This window comes from Pseudomonas sp. S04 (assembly GCF_009834545.1).
In the GTDB taxonomy this organism is placed as follows: Bacteria; Pseudomonadota; Gammaproteobacteria; order Pseudomonadales; family Pseudomonadaceae; genus Aquipseudomonas.
This window is the reverse complement of sequence record NZ_CP019427.1, coordinates 4,121,411-4,142,819: the sequence shown is the minus strand read 5'-3', so window position 1 is coordinate 4,142,819 and position 21,409 is coordinate 4,121,411. Positions and strand designations below refer to the sequence as shown.

Below are 21,409 nucleotides of genomic sequence, written 5' to 3'. Positions count from 1 at the left end.
CCTGGGTTTTCGACTGACCCCAAATTGTTCCTTCATGCCGCATGGCCGGCATGATTTAGCCGCAGGTGCCAACGGGGCGCCGCGGCCTGTTCTGAGGAGTACGCATGGCTGTCTACAACTACGACGTGGTGGTGCTGGGTTCCGGCCCGGCAGGAGAAGGCGCGGCAATGAATGCCGCCAAGGCAGGGCGCAAGGTGGCGATGGTTGATAGTCGTCGCCAGGTCGGCGGCAACTGCACTCACCTGGGCACCATCCCGTCCAAGGCGTTGCGGCACTCGGTCCGGCAGATCATGCAGTTCAACACCAACCCGATGTTCCGGGCCATTGGTGAGCCGCGCTGGTTCTCGTTCCCGGACGTGCTGAAAAGCGCCGAGAAAGTCATCTCCAAGCAGGTTGCCTCGCGCACCGGCTACTACGCGCGCAATCGGATTGACGTGTTCTTCGGCACCGGCAGCTTTGCTGACGAGCAAACCATCGAAGTGGTCTGCGCCAACGGCGTGGTCGAAAAACTGGTGGCCAAGCACATCATCATCGCCACCGGCTCGCGTCCGTATCGCCCGGCCGATATCGATTTCCACCACCCGCGTATCTACGATAGCGACACCATCCTCAGCCTCGGTCACACCCCGCGTAAACTGATTGTCTACGGCGCCGGCGTGATCGGTTGTGAGTACGCCTCGATCTTCAGTGGCCTGGGTGTGCTGGTGGAACTGGTGGATAACCGTGGCCAGTTGCTGAGCTTCCTCGACTCGGAAATCTCCCAGGCCCTGAGCTACCACTTCAGCAACAACAACATCACCGTGCGCCACAACGAAGATTACGATCACGTTGAAGGCGTGGACAACGGGGTGATCCTGCACCTCAAGTCCGGCAAGAAGATCAAGGCCGATGCCTTGCTCTGGTGCAACGGCCGGACCGGTAACACCGATCAGTTGGGTCTGGAAAACATCGGGGTCAAGGTCAACAGCCGTGGCCAGATCGAAGTCGACGAGAACTACCGCACCTGCGTCCAGAACATCTATGGCGCCGGCGATGTGATCGGCTGGCCGAGCCTGGCCAGTGCCGCCCATGACCAGGGTCGTTCGGCCGCTGGCAGCATTGTCGACAACGGCAGCTGGCGTTTCGTCAACGACGTACCGACCGGGATCTACACCATTCCGGAGATCAGCTCGATCGGCAAGAACGAGCAGGAGCTGACCCAGGCCAAGGTGCCTTACGAAGTCGGCAAGGCGTTCTTCAAGAGCATGGCGCGGGCGCAGATCGCCGGCGAGCCACAAGGCATGCTGAAGATCCTGTTCCACCGCGAGACCCTGCAAGTGCTGGGCGTGCATTGCTTCGGTTATCAAGCGTCGGAGATCGTGCACATCGGCCAGGCGATCATGAACCAGCCGGGCGAATTGAACACCTTGAAGTACTTCGTCAACACCACGTTCAACTACCCGACCATGGCCGAAGCCTATCGGGTAGCTGCATACGATGGCCTCAACCGGCTTTTTTGAGCGGCTCCGGCCGGTGGCCTGAGCCGGCCGGGGAGACCGATTTCAGCAATTCTCGAGGGTGGCAGTGGCCAAACCGGGAAAGTCTGTAATCAGGCTGTCAACGCCGAAATCAGCGAGCCTGCGCATCAGCGCGGGCTCGTTGACGGTCCACACCGACACATGCAAGCCCTGACGCTGCGCCTTCTCCAGGCGTTCCGGCGTACACAGGGTCCAGTTCAGCGCCAGAATCTCACAGCCATAGCTTTGCGCGACCTTCAGCGGGTCGAGCCAGGCGTATTCGGCCACTAGCCCCCGGGATACATCCGGCACCAGGTCCAGGGCCGCCTTGAGCACTTCCCGCGAGCTTGAGGTGATGGTGACTTTGTCCAGCATGCCAAAACGCTGGGCCATTTCGCGAATCGCCAGCACGGTGGTGGCGGCGCGGGTGCGTGAAGCGCTTTTGACTTCCAGTTGCCAGTGGTCGAAGTCGCACTGTTCGAACAGTTGCTCCAGGGTCGGGATCGGGCAGGGCTTGATCCAGCCCGGTCCGCCCTTGCGTGCGTCGTAGGTCACCAGGTCCGCCGCCTTGTGCTCGACGACCTTGCCGCGGCGGTCGGTGGTGCGCTTGAGCGTCGAGTCATGGATCACCATCAACTCGTTGTCCATGGACAGGTGCAGGTCCAGTTCGCAGCGACGCACGCCATGCTTGAGGCATTGCTGGAAGCTGCTCAGGGTGTTTTCCGGTGCTTCGCCTTTAGCGCCGCGGTGGCCGTAGATGAGGGTCACGGTGGTTCCTTAATTAGTTGCCGGATTCGGTGATTTCGCGCGCCAGGCGGCGTTCTTGGGCCTGTCTTTGCAGGATATAGCGTGCCAGCAGTTGGCGCTGGGCATCGCTCAAGTGCTGGAATTCGGTGCCGACGTCAAAACCGCCGTCCTTGGCATCGCAATGAGTGACTCGGGCGCGGACCAGCAGGCCCAGGGCCTGGGGCATCAGCACCAGTTTGATCGATAGGTGGCTGCCGGGAGCGAGCGGGGTGGCATGCTGGAAGTCGATGCCGCCTTCGGAAAGGATCACCGGTTGCGGTTCGCCGATCTGGCCGAGCACCGTCAACGCGACTACCTGGCTGAGCAGGTCGATACGTTTGTTGAGTACTTTCAGGTAGGCCGCGGTATTGCGATCGCGCTCGCTGATCTGGCGCAGCAGGTGCTGGGATTCGAATTCACTCAGGTGCAGTTCACTGAGCAGATTGAACAGTGGCGAAGCATCCTGCAACACTTCCTCCGCCGTGGCGGCAGGGCCTGTCAGGGTCTGAATTTCCAGTGCGATCCTGTCCTCGATACGGTAGTATTCGCGGCGATCTTCTTCATCTAATGTCGACATGGCGAACCCATGGTAGCGGCGGTGGTCTGAGTGTAAAGCTGGTTATCGACCCCCGCCACAAGGACGTTCCTTTTCCCTCCGAACAAGCCCCGACATGTTCAGACCTCTCTTCGTATTTATCGGTACGCGTTATACCCGTGCCAAGCGACGCAATCATTTTGTGTCGTTCATTTCCCTGACTTCGATGATCGGACTCGCCCTGGGCGTGGTCGTGATGATCGTGGTGCTGTCGGTAATGAATGGCTTCGATCATGAGATGCGCACCCGCGTGCTGGGCATGGTGCCCCACGCGACCATCGAATCCGGTGAGCCGATCAGCGACTGGCCGAGCCTGGCCGCCAAGGTCAAGCAGAACCCGCAGGTGGTGGCCGTCGCGCCCTTTACCCAGATGCAGGGGTTGCTGACCAACAATGGCCAGGTCTCCAAGGTATTGCTCAATGGCATCGACCCGGCGCTGGAGCGCCAGGTCTCGATCATTGATAACTTCATGCAACAGGGCCAGCTCGATGCCCTGGCACCCGGCAGCTTTGGCATTGTCATCGGCGACAAGGCGGCGGCCAAGCTCGGGGTAGGCCTCGGCGACAAGCTGACCTTCGTCGCGCCGGAAGTCACCGTGACCCCGGCCGGGATGTTCCCGCGCATGAAGCGTTTTACCGTGGTCGGCATCTTCCATGTCGGCGCTGGTGAGATCGACGGCTACCTGGGTGTCACCAACCAGCAGGACCTGTCGAAACTGCATCGCTGGAAGCCGGACCAGATCCAGGGCCTGCGGCTGAAATTCGACGACCTGTTCCAGGCCCCGCGCGCGGCCTGGAACATCGCCCAACAATTAGGCGATGACCGTTTCTACGCCCGTGACTGGACCCGCACCCACGGCAACCTGTACCAGGCCATCCGTATGGAAAAAGCCATGATCGGCCTGTTGCTGCTGCTGATCGTCGCGGTGGCAGCGTTCAACATCATTTCCACCCTGGTAATGGTGGTCAACGACAAGAAGGGCGACATCGCGATCCTGCGCACCCTGGGCGCTACGCCGGGCACCATCATGGCGATCTTCATGGTCCAGGGCACGGTGATCGGGGTGGTCGGCACGGCCATCGGCGCGCTGGTGGGGATGTTTGCCGCACTGAATGTGAGCGCGGCGATCTCCGCCCTCGAAGGCCTGATCGGGCACAAGTTTCTCAACGCCGATGTGTACTTCATTGACTACCTGCCGTCGCAGTTGCAGGCCCAGGATGTGTTTATGGTCTGCGGCGCGGCGTTGGTCCTGAGTTTCCTCGCCACCCTGTATCCAGCCTGGCGTGCCGCGCGCACCCAGCCGGCGGAGGCGCTACGTTATGAGTGAGTTGGGCATGAGCGAAAAAGCAATCTTGAGTTGCCGCAACCTGGGCAAATCCTACGAGGAAGGCCCGGAGTCGGTGGAAGTGCTGGCCGGTCTGCAGCTGGAGTTGCACCCGGGTGAGCGCGTGGCGATCGTCGGGACTTCGGGATCGGGCAAGAGTACCTTGCTCAACCTGCTGGGCGGGCTCGATACACCGACCCAGGGCAGCGTCTGGCTGGCCGGTGAAGAGCTGTCGGCACTCAATGAAAAGAACCGCGGCTTGCTGCGCAACCGTTCGTTGGGCTTCGTTTATCAGTTCCATCACCTGTTGCCTGAGTTCACCGCCCTGGAAAACGTCTGCATGCCGTTGTTGATCGGCAAGACCGCGATCCCCGAGGCCCGCCAGCGCGCGACCGCCTTGCTGGAGCGGGTCGGCCTGGGGCATCGCCTGGAGCACAAGCCGGCCGAACTGTCCGGTGGCGAGCGCCAGCGCGTGGCCATCGCCCGTGCGCTGGTGAACAACCCAGGGCTGGTGATGCTCGACGAGCCAACCGGCAACCTCGACTCCCATACCGCGCAAGGTATCCAGGACCTGATGCTGGAACTCAGCACCTCGATGCGCACGGCGTTCCTGGTGGTGACCCACGACATGAACCTGGCACGGCAGATGGATCGCGTTCTGCACTTGCAGGAAGGTCGCTTGACGCCCATCTGATGCTTTGCAACCCGGTGCCTGAACAGGCGCCGGGTCTTTTATTTTTATACGGTGCCCCAGCGAATGTTCAGACCGTTATCGATCTTTATCGGCATGCGCTATACCCGCGCCAAGCGCCGCAATCGCTTTGTTTCGTTTATCTCGATGACCTCGATGATCGGCCTCGCCCTGGGCGTGTTGGCGATGATCGTGGTGCTGTCGGTGATGAACGGCTTCCAGCGCGAAATGAGCTCGCGCATCCTTGGCATGGTGCCTCACGCGACCATCGTCGGCGTCAAGCCGATCGACGACTGGGCGCCGGTGGCTGCCGCCGCGCTGAAAAATCCGGCAGTGACCGCCGCGGTGCCCTTCACCGAGATGGAAGGCATGCTCTCCTACAAGGGTTCGATGCAGCCGATCCAGATCAGCGGCATCGACCCGGCCCAGGAAGGCAAGGTGTCGATTGTCACCCAGCACATCGTGCAAGGGCGCCTGGATGACTTGAAGCCAGGTGAGTTCGGGGTGGTGGTCGGCGAAATCACCGCGCGGCGTTTTCGCTTGAATGTCGGCGACAAGCTCACCCTGATCGTGCCGGAAATCAGCAGCGCGCCGGGGGGCATCACCCCGCGTATGCAGCGCCTGAACGTGGTGGGGGTGTTCAAGGTCGGTGCTGAGCTCGATGGTTCGATGGCCCTGATCCATGTCGCCGACGCTGCGCAAATGCAGCGCTGGGCGCCCAACCAGGTGCAAAGCGTGCGCCTGGCGGTGAAGGACCTGTACGCCGCGCCTCAGGTGTCGGCGGCGATTGCTGGCAGCCTGGGGGCTGGATACAAGGCCGATGACTGGACTCACACCCAGGGCAGCCTGTTCAGTGCCATGAAAATGGAAAAAACCATGATCGGCCTGTTGCTGCTGATGATCGTCGCGGTGGCGGCGTTCAACATCATCGCGACCCTGATCATGGTGGTGAACGACAAGGGTGCCGACATCGCGATCCTGCGTACCATTGGCGCTACGCCACGGCAGATCATGGCGATCTTCATGGTTCAGGGTACGGTGATCGGTATCGTCGGCACCCTGATTGGCGGTGTGCTTGGCGTGATCGCGGCGCTGAATGTCAGTGCGCTGGTGGGCTGGGTGGAGCGCGTCAGCGGCCAGCACATCTTCAGTTCCGACGTGTACTTCGTCAGCAACCTGCCGTCGGAGTTGCAGGGCGCCGATGTGCTGTTGATCTGCTCGGCCGGGTTTATCCTGAGCTTCCTGGCCACCGTCTACCCGGCCTGGCGCGCCGCGAAGATCGAACCAGCGCACGCCTTGCGTTATTCCTGACTACGATCCGTGGGGTGCCACAGCCCCTGGGTTTACCGAAGACATTGTAGGGGCGAGCGCCCGCTTGCGGCTTGCTCGCGATGGACGTCAACGATAACGCTCAGCCTCAGGATGAGCGCGGTGGCCTCTCTCCCACAGGTTGCCTGCGCTGGCTCAATTGCCTTTGGGCAGTTCGATCACAAAGCGCGTCCAGCCCTGGGCCGATTCGCAACGAATGGTCCCGCCATGGGCGCGGATGATTGACTGGGTAATCGCCAGGCCCAATCCCGCATGTTCACTGCTGCCTTCACGGCGCGCCGGATCGGCCCGATAAAAACGGTCGAACAGGCGCGGTAACAAGGCGGGGGGAATGCCTTCGCCGGTGTTGGCGATGCTCAGGTGCAATCCCTGCGCCGAGTCCACTATCTGCACCTGAACCTCACCCTGCGCTGGAGTAAAACGCAGGGCGTTGTCCAGCAGGTTGGACAGGGCCCGACGCAGCATGCTGCGGTCGCCGCTGATGGCGGCTTCGCCCTGGCGGGTCAGGCGGATTTGCGCGTCTTCGGCCAGGGGCGCATAAAACTCCAGTAGCGCATCCGCCTCTTGCGCCAGTTGCAGCGGCTCACGCCGAGGCATCAATAAACCGTGGTCAGCCTTGGCCAGATAGAGCATGTCGTTGACCAGTTGCGCCATCCATTGCAGTTCCTCGAGGTTGCTGTGCAAGGCTTCGCGGTAGTCCTCAAGGTCCCGTGGACGGGTCAAGGTAACCTGGGTGTGGGTCAGCAGGTTCGACAGCGGCGTGCGCAGTTCGTGGGCGATGTCGGCGGAAAACGCCGACAGCCGCTGGAATGAATCGTCGAGGCGTCCGAGCATGGCGTTGAATGCGTGGGCCAGTTCAGCCAACTCGGCCGGCATCTGCGCGTGTGACAGGCGTTGGGTCAGGGAGCTGGCGGACACCCCGGCAGCCACTTCGCTCATGCGCCGTAACGGGCGCAAGCCACTGCGCGCCGCCCAGGCCCCGAGCAAGGCCGTGGCCAGCGCCGAGAGCCCGACCGTCAGCCAGATCAAATGCTGCATGCGCTGCAAAAAGTGCTGATGGTGGGTGATGTCGAGCACCAGGGTCAGTTGCGCCCCATCGGTTCTGCCTGGCTCCAGTGGCGCGCTGTAGGCCCGATAGGCGGTGCCGGCGCTGTGCAGGCTAGACAGGCCGGGCAGGGTGGGCAGGTCGCCAGGCAAACTGGGCGCGCTGTCGAACCACACGTGGCCATCGGCACCGCGTACGCGCAGTGCGAGGTCAGTCTGATGGCTCATTTCTTCCTGCAGGCGGGCTTTGCGCTGGGCGAACAGCGCTGGGTCGTCGGCGCCTTGCAGGGCGCTGCGCAGGGCCACCAGCTTGCCGTCCAGCAGTTGCTGGTCCAGCTCAATGAAGTGGGTCTCGCTGGCGCGACTGAACAGCACGCCGGCAATCAGCGAGACCACTGCGGTGCACGCCGCAAACAGCAACGCCAGGCGACTGCTCAAAGACAGGCGGGGCATCAGCTTGGACGCTCTTCAAGCACATACCCCATGCCGCGTACGGTATGAATCAGTTTGTTGGGGAAGTCATCGTCGATTTTCAGGCGCAAACGACGGATCGCCACTTCGATAACATTGGTGTCGCTGTCGAAATTCATGTCCCAGACCTGGGAGGCGATCAACGATTTGGGCAGCACTTCGCCCTGGCGGCGCAGGAGCATTTCCAGCAGGGCGAACTCCTTCGCGGTCAGGTCCAGCCGCTGCCCGTTGCGTTCGACCCGGCGGCGGATCAGGTCCAGGCGCAGATCCGCCAGTTGCAGGCTGGTTTCCTGCGGGGCCGCACTGCCACGGCGCAACAGGCTGCGCACCCGGGCCAGCAGTTCGGAAAAGGCGAAGGGCTTGACCAGGTAATCATCGGCCCCCAGTTCCAGGCCATGCACCCGGTCCTGCACCGCATCCCGGGCTGTGAGGAACAGCACCGGCACGTCCAGGCCGGCGGCGCGCACCGCTTGCAGGATCTGCCAGCCGTCGCGGCCAGGGAGCATCACATCGAGAATCAGCAGCCCATAATCCCCGCTCAACGCCAGTTGCTGGCCCGTGATGCCGTCGGCCACCAGTTCAGCGTTGAACCCGGCCTCGGTCAGGCCTTGGCGCAGGTAGTGGCCGGTTTTCGGTTGGTCTTCGACGATCAGCAGTTTCATGGGCGACTCAGGGTGGATGGGACACAAGCGTTATACCGCGGCGGGCGCTCAGCCAGCTCAACCTGACAAAGTTGTAATCTACTCGTCAGCTACCTGGCAGCGGCGCACCCTTAGAGTTTCCCACAAGCTGAACCTTATCTTGTTGGAGTGTGATCATGTATTTCGCTAAATCCTGGGTGCTGGCCGGCTGCTTGTTGGCATTGAGTTCTCCGCTACTGGCCGCACCGGCGCAGTCCTACACCTTTGGTGCGCCTGCCCCGGCGGCCAAGGCGACGCGCACGGTGGAAATTGTCATGGGCGATATGACGTTCAATCCCAAGGCCCTGCAGATCAAGGCCGGTGAGACCGTGCGTTTTGTGTTGATCAATAAAGGCCAATTGCTCCACGAATTCAACCTGGGCGACGTGGCGATGCACAGCCAGCACCAGGCCGAAATGCTCAAGATGCAGCAAAGCGGCCAGCTCACCCCGACCGCAATGAAAGCGCCGGCGATGGATCACGCGGCCATGGGCCACGGCTCGATGGCGGGCATGGACCATGGGGCGATGCAGCACGATGACCCCAACAGCGTGCTGGTGGAGCCGGGCAAAACCGCCGAATTGACCTGGACCTTCAAGCAGGCCAGCAACCTGGAATTCGCCTGCAACATCCCGGGTCACTATCAGGCGGGCATGGTCGGCAAACTGACGGTCAGTCAGTAAGCACTCAAAGGCGGGAGCAAAGGCTGGTAGAATCGGCTGATTCTTCAGTCAGGTTTCCGCCATGCATCCCGCAGCCGAACACTCGCCGCTGGGCAAATCCAGCGAATACATCGCCACGTACACGCCGTCTTTGTTGTTCCCGATCCCGCGCACCGCCAAATGGGCCGAGTTGGGGCTGACGGCCGACACCTTGCCGTACAAGGGCGTGGACTTCTGGAACTGCTTCGAACTGTCCTGGCTGCTGCCGTCGGGCAAGCCGGTGGTGGCCATCGCTGAGTTCAGCATCCCGGCGGACTCGCCGAACATCATTGAATCGAAGTCGTTCAAGCTGTACCTGAACTCACTGAACCAGACACCATTCGCCGACACCCAGACCCTGCAAGCTACCCTGACCAAGGATCTCTCGGCGGCAGCGGGCAAGCCCGTGGGCGTGCGCATTCGTAGCTTGAACGAAGTGCAGGCTGAAGGTGTGGTGGCCCTGCCGGGTGTGTGCATCGACGACCTTGACATCAGCGTCAGCAACTACGAGCACCCGCGTCCGGAACTGCTGCGTTGTGATGAGTCGCGCGTCGTCGAGGAGCGCGTGCACAGCCATCTGCTCAAATCCAACTGCCCGGTCACCAGCCAGCCGGACTGGGGCAGCGTGGCGGTGGAGTACCGTGGCGCGGCGCTGGATCACGCCAGCCTGTTGGCGTATCTGGTCAGCTTCCGCCAGCACTCGGACTTCCACGAACAGTGCGTGGAGCGGATCTTCCTCGACCTGCAGCGCTTGCTGAAGCCGGAAAAACTCACCGTCTACGCCCGTTATGTGCGCCGTGGCGGGCTGGACATCAACCCGTACCGCAGCACCGAAGAAGTGCAGTTGCCCAACCATCGCCTGGTTCGCCAGTAAGCGCGGGCAGCGCGAAATCCCGGGATTTTTTGCCGATCAGGAAACGAAAAAGCCCCGCTGTCGCCAGCGGGGCTTTTTGGTATTCGTGTGGATCAGATCCCGATGTTGCCCAGGGTCTGCACAATGTTGCGCAAGGTGGCGGCCAGCGCCGGGTGGTCGAGTTCGAAGCGTTCTACGGCCAGGTTGACGCCATCGGCCAGGCTGCTGTCGTTAGTGGCGGTTTCCAGTTGCAGCTGTGCTTCGATCTGCGTCATCAGGTCCAGCAGGTGGTCACGTTCTTCCTGCGAGAGCGGCGGGTTCTGCTCCAGTTGCTCGCGCAGGGTATTGAGCTGTTCTTGCAGTTCGCGGGCAGGCATGGCTACTTTCCTTTTATCGATAGGCACTGGCATAGACCGCAGCAGTGATCCAAAGGTCTACGTCTGACCTGTAGATTAATCCACTGGCGAGCGAAGTGCATGATCTTGATCAAGAATGATCGATCAGGGTTTCTCGCCCTTGCGCCGGCGCAGGCCGATATCCGACAGGCAGGTGTCGAGATCGCCGAGGTGATCGATCACCGAATGCACCCCCAGGCCAAACAATTGCAAGGTCGCTTTACCGCGCATGAGTTCGCGCTCCTGTCGGCTCAGGGCTTGCCATTCCTTGGGTGCCAGGCCACAGAGCGAGCCACAGGACGCCAGGCCAATGGTCCACAGCCCGGCATTGAGGCCCGATTGCAGCAAGCGTGGCTCTCCGCTGACCAGCACGCAACCGTCCAGGCGATGGATGTTCAGCGCCATCAACGATGACCAGCAAGCATCGGGAGCTGGCCATGGGCGGACGCTCGGGGGCCGTGGGCTGGCGCTGATCCAGTCGGGTAGTTCGGTCGCCAGCGACTGGCTCTGGTTGGCAGGTAACTCATCCAGCCAGGCGCAGGGAATGCCTTGCAGCCGCAACGACAGCAAGGCTTGCTCGGCCCCCGGGGTGAATTGGCCATGTGGGGCACAGCCGCTGCCGTAGAGTCGGGTTTGCGCGCCGAAATCCACCAGGCAGCCACTCAGGCCAAAAAGCACGGCGGTGGGTTGGGGGAGGGCTTGGGGGTGTACCTGAGGTTGGGGCATTTCAACATCCCTGAAATAATCAGAGAGGGTAGGCCTGCCTCGTGACAGTTAAGTGACATTCTCTTGACCGGCCGGGGAAACATGCAAGGTGTCGTAGGGCGTTTCCCTGAAAGCCGGCATCCGTCTTATACTAGCCAGCTTACCGCGCGGGTTTCGCGATCCGCGCCAGTACAATCCAAGGAGTTTCTGCTATGCGCTGGAGCAATTGCCTGGCTCGACTAAGTCTATTTGCCGGCGTCCTGTTGGTTCCGTTCGCTGCCCAGGCGGCCACCGAAGAAGATCCCTGGGAAAGCATCAACCGCCCGATCTACACCTTCAACGACGTGCTGGACACCTACGCCCTCAAGCCTCTGGCCCAGGGCTATCAGTTCGTCACGCCGCAGTTCCTCGAAGACGGCATTCACAACATGTTTCGCAACATCGGTGACGTCGGCAACCTGGCCAACGACATCCTGCAGGTCAAGCCCCATGCGGCGGGCGTCGACACTGCACGCTTGTTGATGAACACCACCCTGGGCCTGGCCGGGTTCTTCGATGTGGGCACCAAGATGGGCCTGCACCGCAACGACGAAGACTTCGGCCAGACGCTTGGCTACTGGGGCATGCCCAGCGGCCCTTACGTGATGCTGCCGTTCCTCGGCCCGAGCACCCTGCGTGACGCGCCGTCCAAGTACGTCGACAGCTATGCCGAACCCTACCGCTACATGCACGACATTCCCGCGCGCAACATGGCGCTCGGCATGGATGTGATCGATACCCGTGCCAGCCTGTTGTCGGCCGAGAAGCTGATCAATGGCGACAAGTACGTCTTCATCCGCAACGCTTACTTGCAGAACCGCGAATTCAAGGTCAAGGATGGCCAGGTTGAAGACGACTTCTGAGTCGGCGCTTCAATAACAGGAAGGCGGCCCACGGGCCGCCTTCTTCGTTTTATGGCTGGCGTTCCAACCTTGCATTTTGTTGCAAATTTTGCGGTTCTTATAACTCCCGGTGATTTGCAGGGTAAAGACGCCTGATGACCATCGGCGTGAGCTTGAAACGCCTCGCGGATGGGAGTACCGTCTGCGCCTTAGAAGGGCACCTCTGATGAACATGTGTGTCGGGCAAATGCTCGAAAGCAGTGCAGCAGAGAGGCTAGAAAGCGAATCCAGTAGTGTGTGCCGGGCCAATCACCCCGCCAGCTACGCCAACCTAATTCTGGCGCCGTTTGCCCACATGCAAAAAACCAGTGCCACGCTGCTGATAATCGATGACGACGAAGTAGTGCGCGCGAGTCTCGCGGCCTATTTGGAAGACAGTGGGTTCAGCGTCCTGCAGGCCAGCAATGGACTGCAAGGGCTAGCGGTATTCGAGCAAAGCCACCCCGATCTCGTGATCTGCGATCTGCGCATGCCGCAGATGGGCGGGCTCGAACTCATTCGCCAGGTGACTGACCTGTCGCCGCAAACGCCGGTGATCGTGGTGTCCGGTGCCGGCGTGATGAACGACGCGGTCGAAGCCTTGCGCCTGGGCGCGGCCGACTACCTGATCAAGCCGCTGGAAGACCTGGCCGTGCTCGAGCACTCCGTGCGCCGGGCCCTGGATCGCGCGCGCCTGCTCCTGGAGAACCAGCGTTACCGGACCAAGCTTGAAACCGCCAACCGTGAGCTCGAAGCCAGCCTGAACCTGCTGCAGGAAGACCAGAACGCCGGTCGCCAGGTGCAGATGAACATGTTGCCGGTGAGCCCCTGGGCCATCGACGAGTTCAAGTTCGCCCACCAGATCATCCCGTCGTTGTACCTGTCGGGTGATTTTGTCGACTATTTTCGGGTCGACGAACGCCGAGTCGCGTTCTACCTGGCGGATGTTTCCGGGCATGGCGCGTCTTCGGCCTTCGTCACCGTGCTGCTCAAGTTCATGACCACGCGCCTGCTGTTCGAATCCAAGCGCAACGGCACCTTGCCGGAATTCACCCCTTCAGAGGTGCTCGGCCATATCAACCGGGGCCTGATCAGCTGTAAGCTGGGCAAACATGTCACGATGGTCGGTGGAGTCATCGACGAGGAGACCGGTTTGTTGACCTATAGCATCGGCGGACACCTGCCGTTGCCTGTGTTGTACACGCCAGACAGTGTGGGATACCTCGAAGGCCGCGGTCTGCCGGTGGGCTTGTTCAATGAAGCCACCTACGAAGACCACGTCATCGAACTGCCGCCGGTGTTCAGCCTGACGCTGATGTCCGATGGCATTCTGGACCTTTTGCCAGAACCGACACTCAAAGAAAAAGAGGCCGCCTTACCGCAACGGGTAAGATCGGCGGGCGGCAGCCTGGATGGTCTGCGGCAGGTTTTTGGATTGGCCACGCTAGGGGAGATGCCGGATGATATCGCCCTGTTAGTGTTGAGCAGGAATCTTCAATGAGTACCGGTAGAATCCAGTTCGCCGAGCAGGATGGCACCTTTGTCCTGAAGTTCGTCGGTGAGGTTCGCCTGACCCTGTGTTCGGCGTTGGATGCGACTATCGAGCGGATCTTCACCGCGTTGAATTTCAACGCGATCGTGATCGACCTGACCGAAGCCCGCAGCATCGACAGCACCACCCTGGGCCTGTTGGCCAAGCTGTCGATCATGTCGCGGCAAAAGGTCGGCCTGCTGCCGACCGTCGTCACCACTCACGAAGACATCACCCGTCTGTTGGAGTCCATGGGTTTCGAGCAGGTGTTCAACATCGTTGACCGCCCGGTGCCGTGCCCGGAGTGCCTGACCGACCTGCCTGACCAGGACCAGTCCGAAGAGGTGGTGCGGATCAAGGTGCTGGAAGCGCACAAGATCCTCATGGGGCTCAACGATTCCAACCGCGAAGCGTTCCATGACCTGGTAAACGCTCTCGAGCGGCACTGATAGCCCCTACAATCCCTGGTAGGCGCTGGCGAAGGCAAAACACTGCGTCAAACCAGGCACACAAAAAAGGGCGAACCCAGCAGGGTTCGCCCTTTTTGCATTGCGCTGTAACCTTACAGCTTGGCCTGCAGCAACGCCTCCAGCTTCTCCTGGTCGCGGGCAAACTGCCGAATGCCTTCGGCCAGCTTCTCGGTGGCCATCGCATCCTCGTTGGATGCCCAGCGGAACTGTGCTTCGTTCAGGCTCTGGCGTGCTTCACCGGCATGCCCTGGCGCCAGCTGGCGCTCCAGCTTGCCGGTGTCGGCCGCCAGCTTCTCGATCAGGTCGGGGCTGATGGTCAGGCGATCGCAGCCCGCCAGTTGCTCGATCTGATTGAGGTTGCGGAAGCTCGCACCCATGACTACGGTCTTGTAGTCATTGGCTTTGTAGTAGTTGTAGATGCGCGTTACCGACTGCACGCCGGGATCATCGGCGCCGCTGTAGTCGGTACCGTTGGCCTTCTTGTACCAGTCGTAGATGCGCCCTACGAACGGCGAAATCAGGAACACCCCGGCTTCAGCGCAGGCCACTGCCTGGGCGAAGGAGAACAGCAGGGTCAGGTTGGTCTGGATGCCTTCGCGCTCCAGCTGTTCAGCGGCGCGGATACCTTCCCAGGTGGAGGCGATCTTGATCAGCACACGGTCACGGCCAATGCCGGCCTTGTCGTAGAGTTCGATCAGGCGGTGCGCACGCTTGAGCATGGCATCGGTATCGAACGACAGGCGCGCATCCACTTCAGTGGAAATGCGTCCCGGAATCACTTTCAGGATCTCCTGGCCCACTGCGACCCCAAAACGGTCACTGGCCAGGCCCACGTCGCCCTTGCAGTCGGTAACGCTGGCGTTGAGCAGTTCGGCATAGGCAGGAATGGCCGCAGCCTTGAGCAGCAGGGAAGGGTTGGTGGTAGCGTCCACTGGTTTGACGCGAGCGATTGCTTCGAAATCGCCAGTATCGGCCACGACAGTGGTGAATCGTTTAAGTTGTTCCAGCTTGGAAGTCATGGGTGTGCTCTATCCTGTGGGTCTGTTGACATTACCCGAGCGCTGGCAGCCACTCAAGGGCACAAATGCGTAACAACGGCCTGGGCGGCAACATCTGCAAAACAGATGTTTGAAAGGCCCGGCGCTATCCGCTAACTACGATGGCAAAACCGTCCACAGGTTCAATCGCGGCGACGGCTAGCGGCCTTCCAGCAACGCAGCCGCCTGATCGAGTAGGGCCAGTGGGTCCTTAGCCTTATGAATGTCCACCGACAGCAACTGGCGAAACTTGCGCGCCCCAGGAAAGCCTGTGCCGAGCCCCAGGACATGCCGGGTGATGTGGTGCATCGCGCCGCCAGCCTCAAGGTGTGCGGCAATGTACGGACGCAACTGCGCCAGCGCCTCGGCCCGGCTGATCACCGGCGCGGTGCTGCCAAACAACTGCTGATCCACCTCTGCCAGTACATAAGGATTGTGATACGCCTCACGGCCCAACATTACCCCGTCAAAGGTCGCCAAATGCTCATGGCAGGCCTCCAGCGTCTTGATCCCGCCGTTGAGAATGATCTCCAGCTCCGGGAAGTCCGCCTTTAGCTGCGCCGCCACGTCATAGCGCAGTGGCGGGATATCGCGGTTCTCCTTGGGCGACAAACCTTCAAGAATCGCAATGCGCGCATGCACGGTAAAGCTGGTGCAGCCGGCATCGCGCACCGTACCGACGAAATCACACAGCTGCGCGTAACTGTCGCGTCCATTGATCCCGATCCGATGCTTGACCGTGACCGGAATCGACACCGCATCGCGCATCGCCTTCACGCAATCAGCCACCAACTGCGGATGCCCCATCAGGCACGCACCAATCATATTGTTCTGCACCCGATCACTCGGGCAGCCGACATTGAGGTTCACCTCGTCATACCCATGCTCCTGCGCCATCCGCGCACAGGCCGCCAGATCCAGCGCAGCACTGCCGCCCAACTGCAACGCCAGCGGATGCTCAGCCTCGTTGTGCCGCAGAAAACGCTCGTGATCACCGTTGAGCAGCGCACCGGTGGTGACCATTTCGGTGTAAAGCAGGGCGTGTTTGGAGAGCAGGCGCAGGAAGAACCGGCAGTGGCGGTCGGTCCAGTCCATCATTGGGGCAACGCTAAAGCGCCGAGACAGTGCGGCGCTTGATTCTGCTGGGCTAAAGCTCTTTTTTTGAATCATTTTACTCAACGTGTTATCGACTTGTTTTTGGGCATTTTCAGGCGTTTTTTTAATCTCGATGGTACAAAGTACCACTCAGAAACTGACGCGTACCACTTTCGATATGGCGACTATCAGGGCAAGAAAACTGGCAGATGGGACGCTGAGCTACACGGCTCAGATCCGTATCAAGCGCGACGGAGTGCAAGTCTACCAAAGAGAGCCTGACCTTCGCCCGAAAACAGGCGGCGCAGGCCTGGGTGCGTCGACTTGAGTCGGTGAGTTACTACCCGAGGACTCACGCGGCAGCTACATGGATGAGGGTCATGATGCGCATCAGAAAAGGGGAGTAGATGGATTTTTCGGCTCGATAGCTACGCAATTCCGGCTTTAACTCTATGCATTTAAGAGCAATCCTAATGAATGGATCATTGTTGGAGGCGAGGATGTGAGCCGTAGTACGGGCCCCTCCCGCCACTCTCTCTATTTTAGGGAATGATCCATTAGCTGGAAAATTCCAGTCGATTTTGGTGGCCAGAAGGGTACACATCAACCTTTAAATTGAAACGCGCTTCCGTCTATGTAACTCCAAGACGGTTTGATTTCTTTGTGCAAAGCTTTTGCACTATCAGGTAACCCGAGCATCTGCGCGGCTAGATAAGCATAAGCGGCGCACGGGAAGTTTCGGCGATCAGTTAGCTCGAAAGACCGAACTAAACAGTCATATACATCTTGTAAAAAAACCTTGCGTCCATCAACTTCGGCTACTGCATTTCCTTTAGCGAACAGTGATGACAGTAGACTCTTGGCCAAGTAATAGAAAATATAGTGATTGCTCACATCCATGTCGCGCCAGCTATCCCAAGCAGGCATGCCCATCGATAGAACTTCTTGGTGCCTAGACTCTCGAGCAGCCAGACTGAGCGAACTCTGAGAAAAGTCATCACCGAAATCGACTGGGCGACCTGCGACGAGGAATCTCGACCAGGTGGTGCCGGTTTTGATGACCTTCGCTGGGTTGCCACCGATTACTACTTTGCTTGGGTGACGACCGCTGACAACGGCGCCCGCCCCAACAACAGTGTCGTTGGAAATCTGAGCGCCTTTCAGGATCAATGTATTGGTTGCGAGCCATACTCGATCACCGAGAACGATGTCCCTGGAATGATTAATTCGTTCTCCGTCCTCGGAGAAAATCGAGTGCATGTCGGACGACAGTAGCTGAGGATTCGCAAACAGGCAGTCTTTGCCAATTGTCACGTTGCCCTTCTCGTAAGCGTGAATTTTGATTTCGGAATTGCAGACCAGACCTTCGCCAATATTAACTTTGCACCCCGGTGCAATGATGATCCGTCCACGGATTTCGCTCAATCCACCAATTCGAAGCTCGGAACCACGGCCTACGGTGATTTGTGCGCTGATCAGCTTAACTTCCAAACCGAATTCAACGGTTGCACCAGCATCAACTTCAATCCACGAAGAGGACATCTTCAGGTTTTTGGAAGTTACTTCTTTTGGAAGTAATGTCACATCGGAGTAACGCGTAGCCATCAACTCAACCTCATTCTTTATGCGCTGTGCTGCGCTCTTAATTCAAAGCGTCAATTACGGGTCAGTGAGCCTAAAGGTGTCGCCCCATTCAACCCTATGGCGCACCTGCACTGGCTCAAAAAGCCTGCCAAATTGCCCTGCTTTTACACGCTAACCCACTGAGTTATCAATAGGTAATCGACGATGCCCAGTAGCCCCGGCAAACAAAGGTAGGTGTTCGGATAGCGGAAAATCGGTCTGGGAAAAAAACTTAGCAAAAAAAAAGGTTCTTCACGGAATCCCGGGAAACACAGAAACAAGAACGCCGATTTGCTTGATGATGTTCGTGCGAGCAAACACATCTAACAAAACGGCGTTCTTATGCACGATATTAATACTTTCCTTCCTTTTTGGGAGGGCTTTTCTGTCGTCACCATCAAGCCTGATGGCGACGCGCTTCAGATCGACCTGATTCCCCACGCCACCCGGTTCCCTTCCTGTAGCGGCTGCCAAAAACCCTGTTCAACCACGCATGAGTATTGCGAGCGGACCGTCCGCGATTTACCGATTCTCGGCCGTGCGGTGCGCCTCAGCGTGTTGCTCAGGCGTGTTGGCTGTCGTGACTGCGGTAAACGTATGGAGGCCGTCAGTTGGCTGGACCGCTATGCCCGCATGACGCGGCGTCTGGCCGAGGCGGTCATTCAAGCCTGCGAGCGCCTTCCCACACTGCACGTGGCTCAACTGTTTGGGCTGCACTGGGACACCGTTCGGTTGCTGGAGCGTCGAGCCTTGCAAGCGGCGTTGAGCGTTTTGCCAAAGGCGCAACCGCGACGTCTGGTGATGGACGAGTTCGCCCTGTTCAAAGGTCATCGTTACGCCAGCGTGGTGCTGGATGCGGATACACGACGAGTGCTGTGGATCGGTGAAGGTCGCAGCCGAGCAGCGATCAGGCCTTTCTTCGAAGAACTGGGGCCAGAGGGTTGTGCTCGAATCGAAGCGGTGGCGATGGACATGAACACCGCTTTTGACCTGGAGGTTCGTCAGCACTGTCCCAACGCGCGAGTGGTCTACGACCTCTTCCATGTGGTGGCCAAATATGGCCGAGAGGTGATTGATCGGGTCCGCGTCGACGAGGCTAACCGGTTGCGTCACGACAAGCCTGCCCGCAAGGTCATCAAGCAGGCGCGATGGCTGTTGCTGCGCAATCCGCAGAACTTGAAAACGCCGGAACAACAGGTCCGCCTGGAGGATCTACTGGCGGCCAACCAAGCGTTGATGACGGTCTACTTGATGAAGGCTGAACTCAAAACACTCTGGACCCCGAGTACTGCCTGGGATTGGCGATCGGCCTGGAAGCAATGGCTGCGCCATGCGCACGAAAGCGAAATACCAGCTCTGATCCAGTTCGCCAAACGGCTAAAGGGTTACTGGCGGGGCATCGTCAGCCGGGTTCGCTGGCCGATGCACACCGGTCAGTTGGAAGGAATAAACAATCGAATAAAGGTCATCAAGCGGATGGCGTACGGTTACCGGGACAGCGAATTCTTTTTCATGAAGATCAAGAGCGTCTTTCCCGGTAATCCGTGAAGAACCAAAAAAAAGCACTTTTTCCCCTCCCGCCGACGGGCCTTGTGTCATTTTTTGTGCAAATCCGGATGTGGTGCAAACGAACCTGCAGCCCAGGCGGGCCGTGGGGTTCTGCAGGGGAGCGGTCATTGTACAGAGTGCAAAGTTTTGAAGGGGTATGCACTGCGGCCGCACGGCGGCACTCAGGGCGGTCACGGACGGGTGGTGCTGGAAACCCCGGTTTCATTGGGTGGAAACTTTTAAAACATGGGTTTGAGGGTGTTTTCCAAAACGCACACGTTCTTTTTGAGACGGGTTCTGGTATGACTCACCCACATGGGTTACAAATCAGTTCAAGCACATAGGTAACAGTTATTAACTGGCATGGTCGATTTCGCGAGGATCTGACCATGCCCTGGAAAGAGCTGAAACCTATGGACCTCAAAGTGATGTTCATCGCGGCGTATCTGTCTGAAGAGCACAGCTTTAGCCAGCTATGTCAGGACTATCAGATCAGCCGAAAGACTGGCTATAATTGGGTCGAACGCTATCAGCTAGAGGGGCCCAGTGGGCTCGATGAGCGCAGTCGGCGTCGGCACAACCAGACCTATGTGGTGCCGCTGGTTGTGAGGCAGGCAATCATTGAGTTTCGCTCTACTGGCGAAACGGTTCCGGGTCCTAAAAAGATTCAGAACGATCTGATGAAACGCTTTCCCGGGCAGGATCCGCCTTCGAAAACGACCATCTACAACATCCTTAAGGCAGCGGACCTGATCACGTCTCGACCGTTACGCCAGCGTGTCGCTGTCTATCCCAAGCCTTTGCGTAAGGCAGAATCGCCTAATCAACTCTTCAGCGCAGATTACAAAGGCCAATTTCTCACCGGAGCGGGTGTCTGGTGTTATCCGCTGACGATCATGGACCATGCCAGTCGTTTCGTGCTTGCCTGCGAGAGCATGGCTAACACCAATCTCAAGGAGACCCAGCAAACCTTCGAGCGCGTCTTTCGGGAGTATGGGATGCCTGAGCGCATTCGAACCGATAATGGCGTGCCGTTTGCGAGCACGGGGCGTGCGGGGTTGTCGCAGTTATCGATCTGGTGGCTACGCCTTGGGATTATTCCTGAGCGAATTGAGCCCGGTCGACCAGATCAAAATGGACGTCATGAGCGTATGCACCGGACATTGAAGAGTACGTTTCCCAAACCGCCGGCCATTGCCTGGGAGGCTCAGCAAAAACACTTTGATCGATTTATGCAGCACTACAATCACGAACGGGGACATGAGGCACTCGGCCAGAAAACCCCGGCGTCCTGCTATACCCTCTCACCCCGAGCTTACCCGGAGAAACTACCGGAAATGGGATATGCGAGCCATGTTGAGTGTTACCTGGCCGATGGTAGCGGAATCATTAATCGAGATGGTCTGCGGATATATGTGGGGAACCTGCTCAGGCATCAAACCATTGGAATGGAGATGATCAAAGACGGGGTATGGAATGTTATCTTCGGTCCGGTGATCCTAGGTCACGTCAATGCCCGGGACGCAAAAAACGGCTATGTTTCAATCAAAGTGTCACCTATGTGAATGCACTTTTTTGTAACCCATGTGGTTGTTCCGTACATTTTGGCTCTGCGGAGAAAGTCTGAACTCCCTGCAAGCGACGGATGACGCGGGCTGTGGTCGGTTTGGTGGATTTCACAGAACTGACGGCGATGGACCATCAGATTCACCTTCCTGCAGGCAATACGTCCTCCATGAAAAACAGCATTTTTCTTGAGACTCATTCTTAAGACAGGGTGGGCATTTCAAAAAGAGCGATATGAGTAATGCAGGGTAGGTGATGGGCCACTGTGGGCAGAGTGAAATTATTACATTGCCTTTGAGTAGTTTGGAGTATTTAAGTGCGGCATAACCACCCATGGAGCCGCCGTATATTATATTTTTATCGTACTTTGAAATAATTGGTACGGCTTTTTTGGCGGCGAGATGCATGCTTTGTTGTGGAAGCCAGTTTCCTCGCTTTGCCATGAATCCAATTGAGGATAAACCTAGTTGTTTTGAGTGGTATGTCAGTGAAGTATCTAGTTTCTTTTGCGAGTGATATAAGATCGCTGAACGTAACTGCAATTCTGTC

Annotated in this window: 21 protein-coding genes and 1 pseudogene; 12 read left to right on the top strand and 10 right to left on the bottom strand. The window is 58.9% G+C overall.

What is annotated here, in order from left to right; translation table 11 throughout:
• The first annotated feature begins 104 nt into the window (after positions 1 to 104).
• Entirely contained in the window at positions 105 to 1,499 is a 1,395-nt protein-coding gene (sthA, locus tag PspS04_RS18270) for a Si-specific NAD(P)(+) transhydrogenase (protein ID WP_095165311.1), read from the top strand.
• A 42-nt stretch (positions 1,500 to 1,541) separates the two neighbouring features.
• Here sthA and PspS04_RS18265 read toward each other — a convergent pair whose 3' ends face one another.
• Entirely contained in the window at positions 1,542 to 2,264 is a 723-nt protein-coding gene (locus PspS04_RS18265; RefSeq protein WP_095165310.1) for a glycerophosphodiester phosphodiesterase, read from the bottom strand.
• A gap of 13 nt (positions 2,265 to 2,277) precedes the next feature.
• The gene (locus tag PspS04_RS18260) at positions 2,278 to 2,859 is read right to left on the bottom strand and encodes a PilZ domain-containing protein (RefSeq protein WP_095165309.1); all 582 of its coding nucleotides are present in this window, start codon (positions 2,857 to 2,859) and stop codon (positions 2,278 to 2,280) included.
• Positions 2,860 to 2,953: 94 nt separating this feature from the next.
• Between PspS04_RS18260 and PspS04_RS18255 the strand changes: the two genes are divergently transcribed.
• The 3 genes from PspS04_RS18255 (at position 2,954) to PspS04_RS18245 (ending at position 6,203) form a co-directional block, all read left to right on the top strand.
• The gene (locus PspS04_RS18255; protein WP_159997027.1) at positions 2,954 to 4,204 is read left to right on the top strand and encodes a lipoprotein-releasing ABC transporter permease subunit; all 1,251 of its coding nucleotides are present in this window, start codon (positions 2,954 to 2,956) and stop codon (positions 4,202 to 4,204) included.
• A gap of 7 nt (positions 4,205 to 4,211) precedes the next feature.
• The gene (lolD, locus tag PspS04_RS18250) at positions 4,212 to 4,895 is read left to right on the top strand and encodes a lipoprotein-releasing ABC transporter ATP-binding protein LolD (protein WP_174244588.1); all 684 of its coding nucleotides are present in this window, start codon (positions 4,212 to 4,214) and stop codon (positions 4,893 to 4,895) included.
• Positions 4,896 to 4,958: 63 nt separating this feature from the next.
• Positions 4,959 to 6,203 (top strand): lipoprotein-releasing ABC transporter permease subunit, encoded by a 1,245-nt coding sequence (locus PspS04_RS18245; protein ID WP_159997025.1) that lies wholly within the window; start codon positions 4,959 to 4,961, stop codon positions 6,201 to 6,203.
• Between the two features lie 153 nt (positions 6,204 to 6,356).
• Here the strand turns inward: PspS04_RS18245 and PspS04_RS18240 are convergent, their stop codons facing one another.
• Positions 6,357 to 7,718, bottom strand: coding sequence for a heavy metal sensor histidine kinase (locus PspS04_RS18240; protein ID WP_159997023.1), 1,362 nt, complete (start codon positions 7,716 to 7,718; stop codon positions 6,357 to 6,359).
• Positions 7,718 to 8,398 (bottom strand): heavy metal response regulator transcription factor, encoded by a 681-nt coding sequence (locus tag PspS04_RS18235; protein WP_159997021.1) that lies wholly within the window; start codon positions 8,396 to 8,398, stop codon positions 7,718 to 7,720. Before PspS04_RS18235 ends, PspS04_RS18240 begins: the two co-directional genes overlap by 1 nt.
• Positions 8,399 to 8,553: 155 nt before the next feature.
• On the opposite strand from PspS04_RS18235, the gene copI reads away from it, so the two are divergent.
• Positions 8,554 to 9,099 carry a copper-resistant cuproprotein CopI gene (gene copI, locus PspS04_RS18230; protein ID WP_095165302.1) on the top strand — a complete coding sequence of 182 codons (546 nt, stop codon included), beginning with the start codon at positions 8,554 to 8,556 and terminating at the stop codon, positions 9,097 to 9,099.
• Positions 9,100 to 9,160: 61 nt separating this feature from the next.
• On the top strand, positions 9,161 to 9,991 hold the full coding sequence (queF, locus tag PspS04_RS18225) for an NADPH-dependent 7-cyano-7-deazaguanine reductase QueF (RefSeq protein WP_159997019.1): 831 nt from the start codon (positions 9,161 to 9,163) through the stop codon (positions 9,989 to 9,991).
• 92 nt (positions 9,992 to 10,083) lie between these two features.
• Here queF and PspS04_RS18220 read toward each other — a convergent pair whose 3' ends face one another.
• Entirely contained in the window at positions 10,084 to 10,347 is a 264-nt protein-coding gene (locus tag PspS04_RS18220) for a DUF4404 family protein (protein ID WP_095165300.1), read from the bottom strand.
• Between the two features lie 123 nt (positions 10,348 to 10,470).
• A complete protein-coding gene (locus PspS04_RS18215; protein ID WP_095165299.1) occupies positions 10,471 to 11,091 on the bottom strand; it encodes a phosphatase in 621 nt (206 codons plus the stop codon).
• A 191-nt stretch (positions 11,092 to 11,282) separates the two neighbouring features.
• Here PspS04_RS18215 and PspS04_RS18210 point away from each other — a divergent pair, with 191 nt between their 5' ends.
• The 3 genes from PspS04_RS18210 (at position 11,283) to rssC (ending at position 13,970) form a co-directional block, all read left to right on the top strand.
• Entirely contained in the window at positions 11,283 to 11,972 is a 690-nt protein-coding gene (locus PspS04_RS18210) for an MlaA family lipoprotein (RefSeq protein ID WP_095165298.1), read from the top strand.
• Between the two features lie 334 nt (positions 11,973 to 12,306).
• Positions 12,307 to 13,491 carry a two-component system response regulator RssB gene (gene rssB / locus PspS04_RS18205; RefSeq protein WP_095165297.1) on the top strand — a complete coding sequence of 395 codons (1,185 nt, stop codon included), beginning with the start codon at positions 12,307 to 12,309 and terminating at the stop codon, positions 13,489 to 13,491.
• Complete coding sequence (gene rssC, locus PspS04_RS18200) at positions 13,488 to 13,970, top strand: anti-sigma factor antagonist RssC (protein WP_093421055.1); 483 nt, start codon at positions 13,488 to 13,490, stop codon at positions 13,968 to 13,970. The genes rssB and rssC overlap by 4 nt, the downstream gene beginning before the upstream one ends.
• Positions 13,971 to 14,083: 113 nt before the next feature.
• Here rssC and tal read toward each other — a convergent pair whose 3' ends face one another.
• Together tal and dusA are read right to left on the bottom strand one after the other, a co-directional pair.
• Complete coding sequence (gene tal / locus PspS04_RS18195) at positions 14,084 to 15,010, bottom strand: transaldolase (protein ID WP_095165296.1); 927 nt, start codon at positions 15,008 to 15,010, stop codon at positions 14,084 to 14,086.
• A 177-nt stretch (positions 15,011 to 15,187) separates the two neighbouring features.
• Positions 15,188 to 16,198: a tRNA dihydrouridine(20/20a) synthase DusA gene (gene dusA, locus PspS04_RS18190; protein ID WP_159997017.1), complete on the bottom strand. Its 1,011-nt coding sequence runs from the start codon at positions 16,196 to 16,198 to the stop codon at positions 15,188 to 15,190.
• A gap of 103 nt (positions 16,199 to 16,301) precedes the next feature.
• Here dusA and PspS04_RS27870 point away from each other — a divergent pair.
• Positions 16,302 to 16,455: pseudogene (locus tag PspS04_RS27870) on the top strand (site-specific integrase); the annotation flags it as partial.
• Positions 16,456 to 16,726: 271 nt separating this feature from the next.
• Here PspS04_RS27870 and PspS04_RS18180 read toward each other — a convergent pair.
• Together PspS04_RS18180 and PspS04_RS27865 are read right to left on the bottom strand one after the other, a co-directional pair.
• Positions 16,727 to 17,728 carry an acyltransferase gene (locus PspS04_RS18180; RefSeq protein ID WP_159997015.1) on the bottom strand — a complete coding sequence of 334 codons (1,002 nt, stop codon included), beginning with the start codon at positions 17,726 to 17,728 and terminating at the stop codon, positions 16,727 to 16,729.
• 270 nt (positions 17,729 to 17,998) lie between these two features.
• Entirely contained in the window at positions 17,999 to 18,187 is a 189-nt protein-coding gene (locus PspS04_RS27865) for a hypothetical protein (protein WP_237235035.1), read from the bottom strand.
• On the opposite strand from PspS04_RS27865, the gene PspS04_RS18175 reads away from it, so the two are divergent.
• Positions 18,098 to 19,294 carry an ISL3 family transposase gene (locus PspS04_RS18175; protein ID WP_237235003.1) on the top strand — a complete coding sequence of 399 codons (1,197 nt, stop codon included), beginning with the start codon at positions 18,098 to 18,100 and terminating at the stop codon, positions 19,292 to 19,294. The genes PspS04_RS27865 and PspS04_RS18175 overlap by 90 nt on opposite strands.
• A gap of 389 nt (positions 19,295 to 19,683) precedes the next feature.
• On the top strand, positions 19,684 to 20,859 hold the full coding sequence (locus PspS04_RS18170) for an integrase core domain-containing protein (protein WP_159997013.1): 1,176 nt from the start codon (positions 19,684 to 19,686) through the stop codon (positions 20,857 to 20,859).
• Positions 20,860 to 21,409: the final 550 nt, after the last annotated feature.

Excerpts from the sequence above, each read along its gene's own strand:
- sthA (WP_095165311.1), top strand. The coding sequence starts at position 105 with ATGGCTGTCTACAACTACGACGTGGTGGTGCTGGGTTCCGGCCCGGCA.
- PspS04_RS18260 (WP_095165309.1), bottom strand. The coding sequence starts at position 2,859 with ATGTCGACATTAGATGAAGAAGATCGCCGCGAATACTACCGTATCGAG.
- PspS04_RS18255 (WP_159997027.1), top strand. The coding sequence starts at position 2,954 with ATGTTCAGACCTCTCTTCGTATTTATCGGTACGCGTTATACCCGTGCC.
- lolD (WP_174244588.1), top strand. The coding sequence starts at position 4,212 with ATGAGCGAAAAAGCAATCTTGAGTTGCCGCAACCTGGGCAAATCCTAC.
- PspS04_RS18245 (WP_159997025.1), top strand. The coding sequence starts at position 4,959 with ATGTTCAGACCGTTATCGATCTTTATCGGCATGCGCTATACCCGCGCC.
- PspS04_RS18240 (WP_159997023.1), bottom strand. The coding sequence starts at position 7,718 with ATGCCCCGCCTGTCTTTGAGCAGTCGCCTGGCGTTGCTGTTTGCGGCG.
- PspS04_RS18235 (WP_159997021.1), bottom strand. The coding sequence starts at position 8,398 with ATGAAACTGCTGATCGTCGAAGACCAACCGAAAACCGGCCACTACCTG.
- copI (WP_095165302.1), top strand. The coding sequence starts at position 8,554 with ATGTATTTCGCTAAATCCTGGGTGCTGGCCGGCTGCTTGTTGGCATTG.
- queF (WP_159997019.1), top strand. The coding sequence starts at position 9,161 with ATGCATCCCGCAGCCGAACACTCGCCGCTGGGCAAATCCAGCGAATAC.
- PspS04_RS18220 (WP_095165300.1), bottom strand. The coding sequence starts at position 10,347 with ATGCCTGCCCGCGAACTGCAAGAACAGCTCAATACCCTGCGCGAGCAA.
- PspS04_RS18215 (WP_095165299.1), bottom strand. The coding sequence starts at position 11,091 with ATGCCCCAACCTCAGGTACACCCCCAAGCCCTCCCCCAACCCACCGCC.
- PspS04_RS18210 (WP_095165298.1), top strand. The coding sequence starts at position 11,283 with ATGCGCTGGAGCAATTGCCTGGCTCGACTAAGTCTATTTGCCGGCGTC.
- rssB (WP_095165297.1), top strand. The coding sequence starts at position 12,307 with ATGCAAAAAACCAGTGCCACGCTGCTGATAATCGATGACGACGAAGTA.
- rssC (WP_093421055.1), top strand. The coding sequence starts at position 13,488 with ATGAGTACCGGTAGAATCCAGTTCGCCGAGCAGGATGGCACCTTTGTC.
- tal (WP_095165296.1), bottom strand. The coding sequence starts at position 15,010 with ATGACTTCCAAGCTGGAACAACTTAAACGATTCACCACTGTCGTGGCC.
- dusA (WP_159997017.1), bottom strand. The coding sequence starts at position 16,198 with ATGATTCAAAAAAAGAGCTTTAGCCCAGCAGAATCAAGCGCCGCACTG.
- PspS04_RS18180 (WP_159997015.1), bottom strand. The coding sequence starts at position 17,728 with ATGGCTACGCGTTACTCCGATGTGACATTACTTCCAAAAGAAGTAACT.
- PspS04_RS18170 (WP_159997013.1), top strand. The coding sequence starts at position 19,684 with ATGCCCTGGAAAGAGCTGAAACCTATGGACCTCAAAGTGATGTTCATC.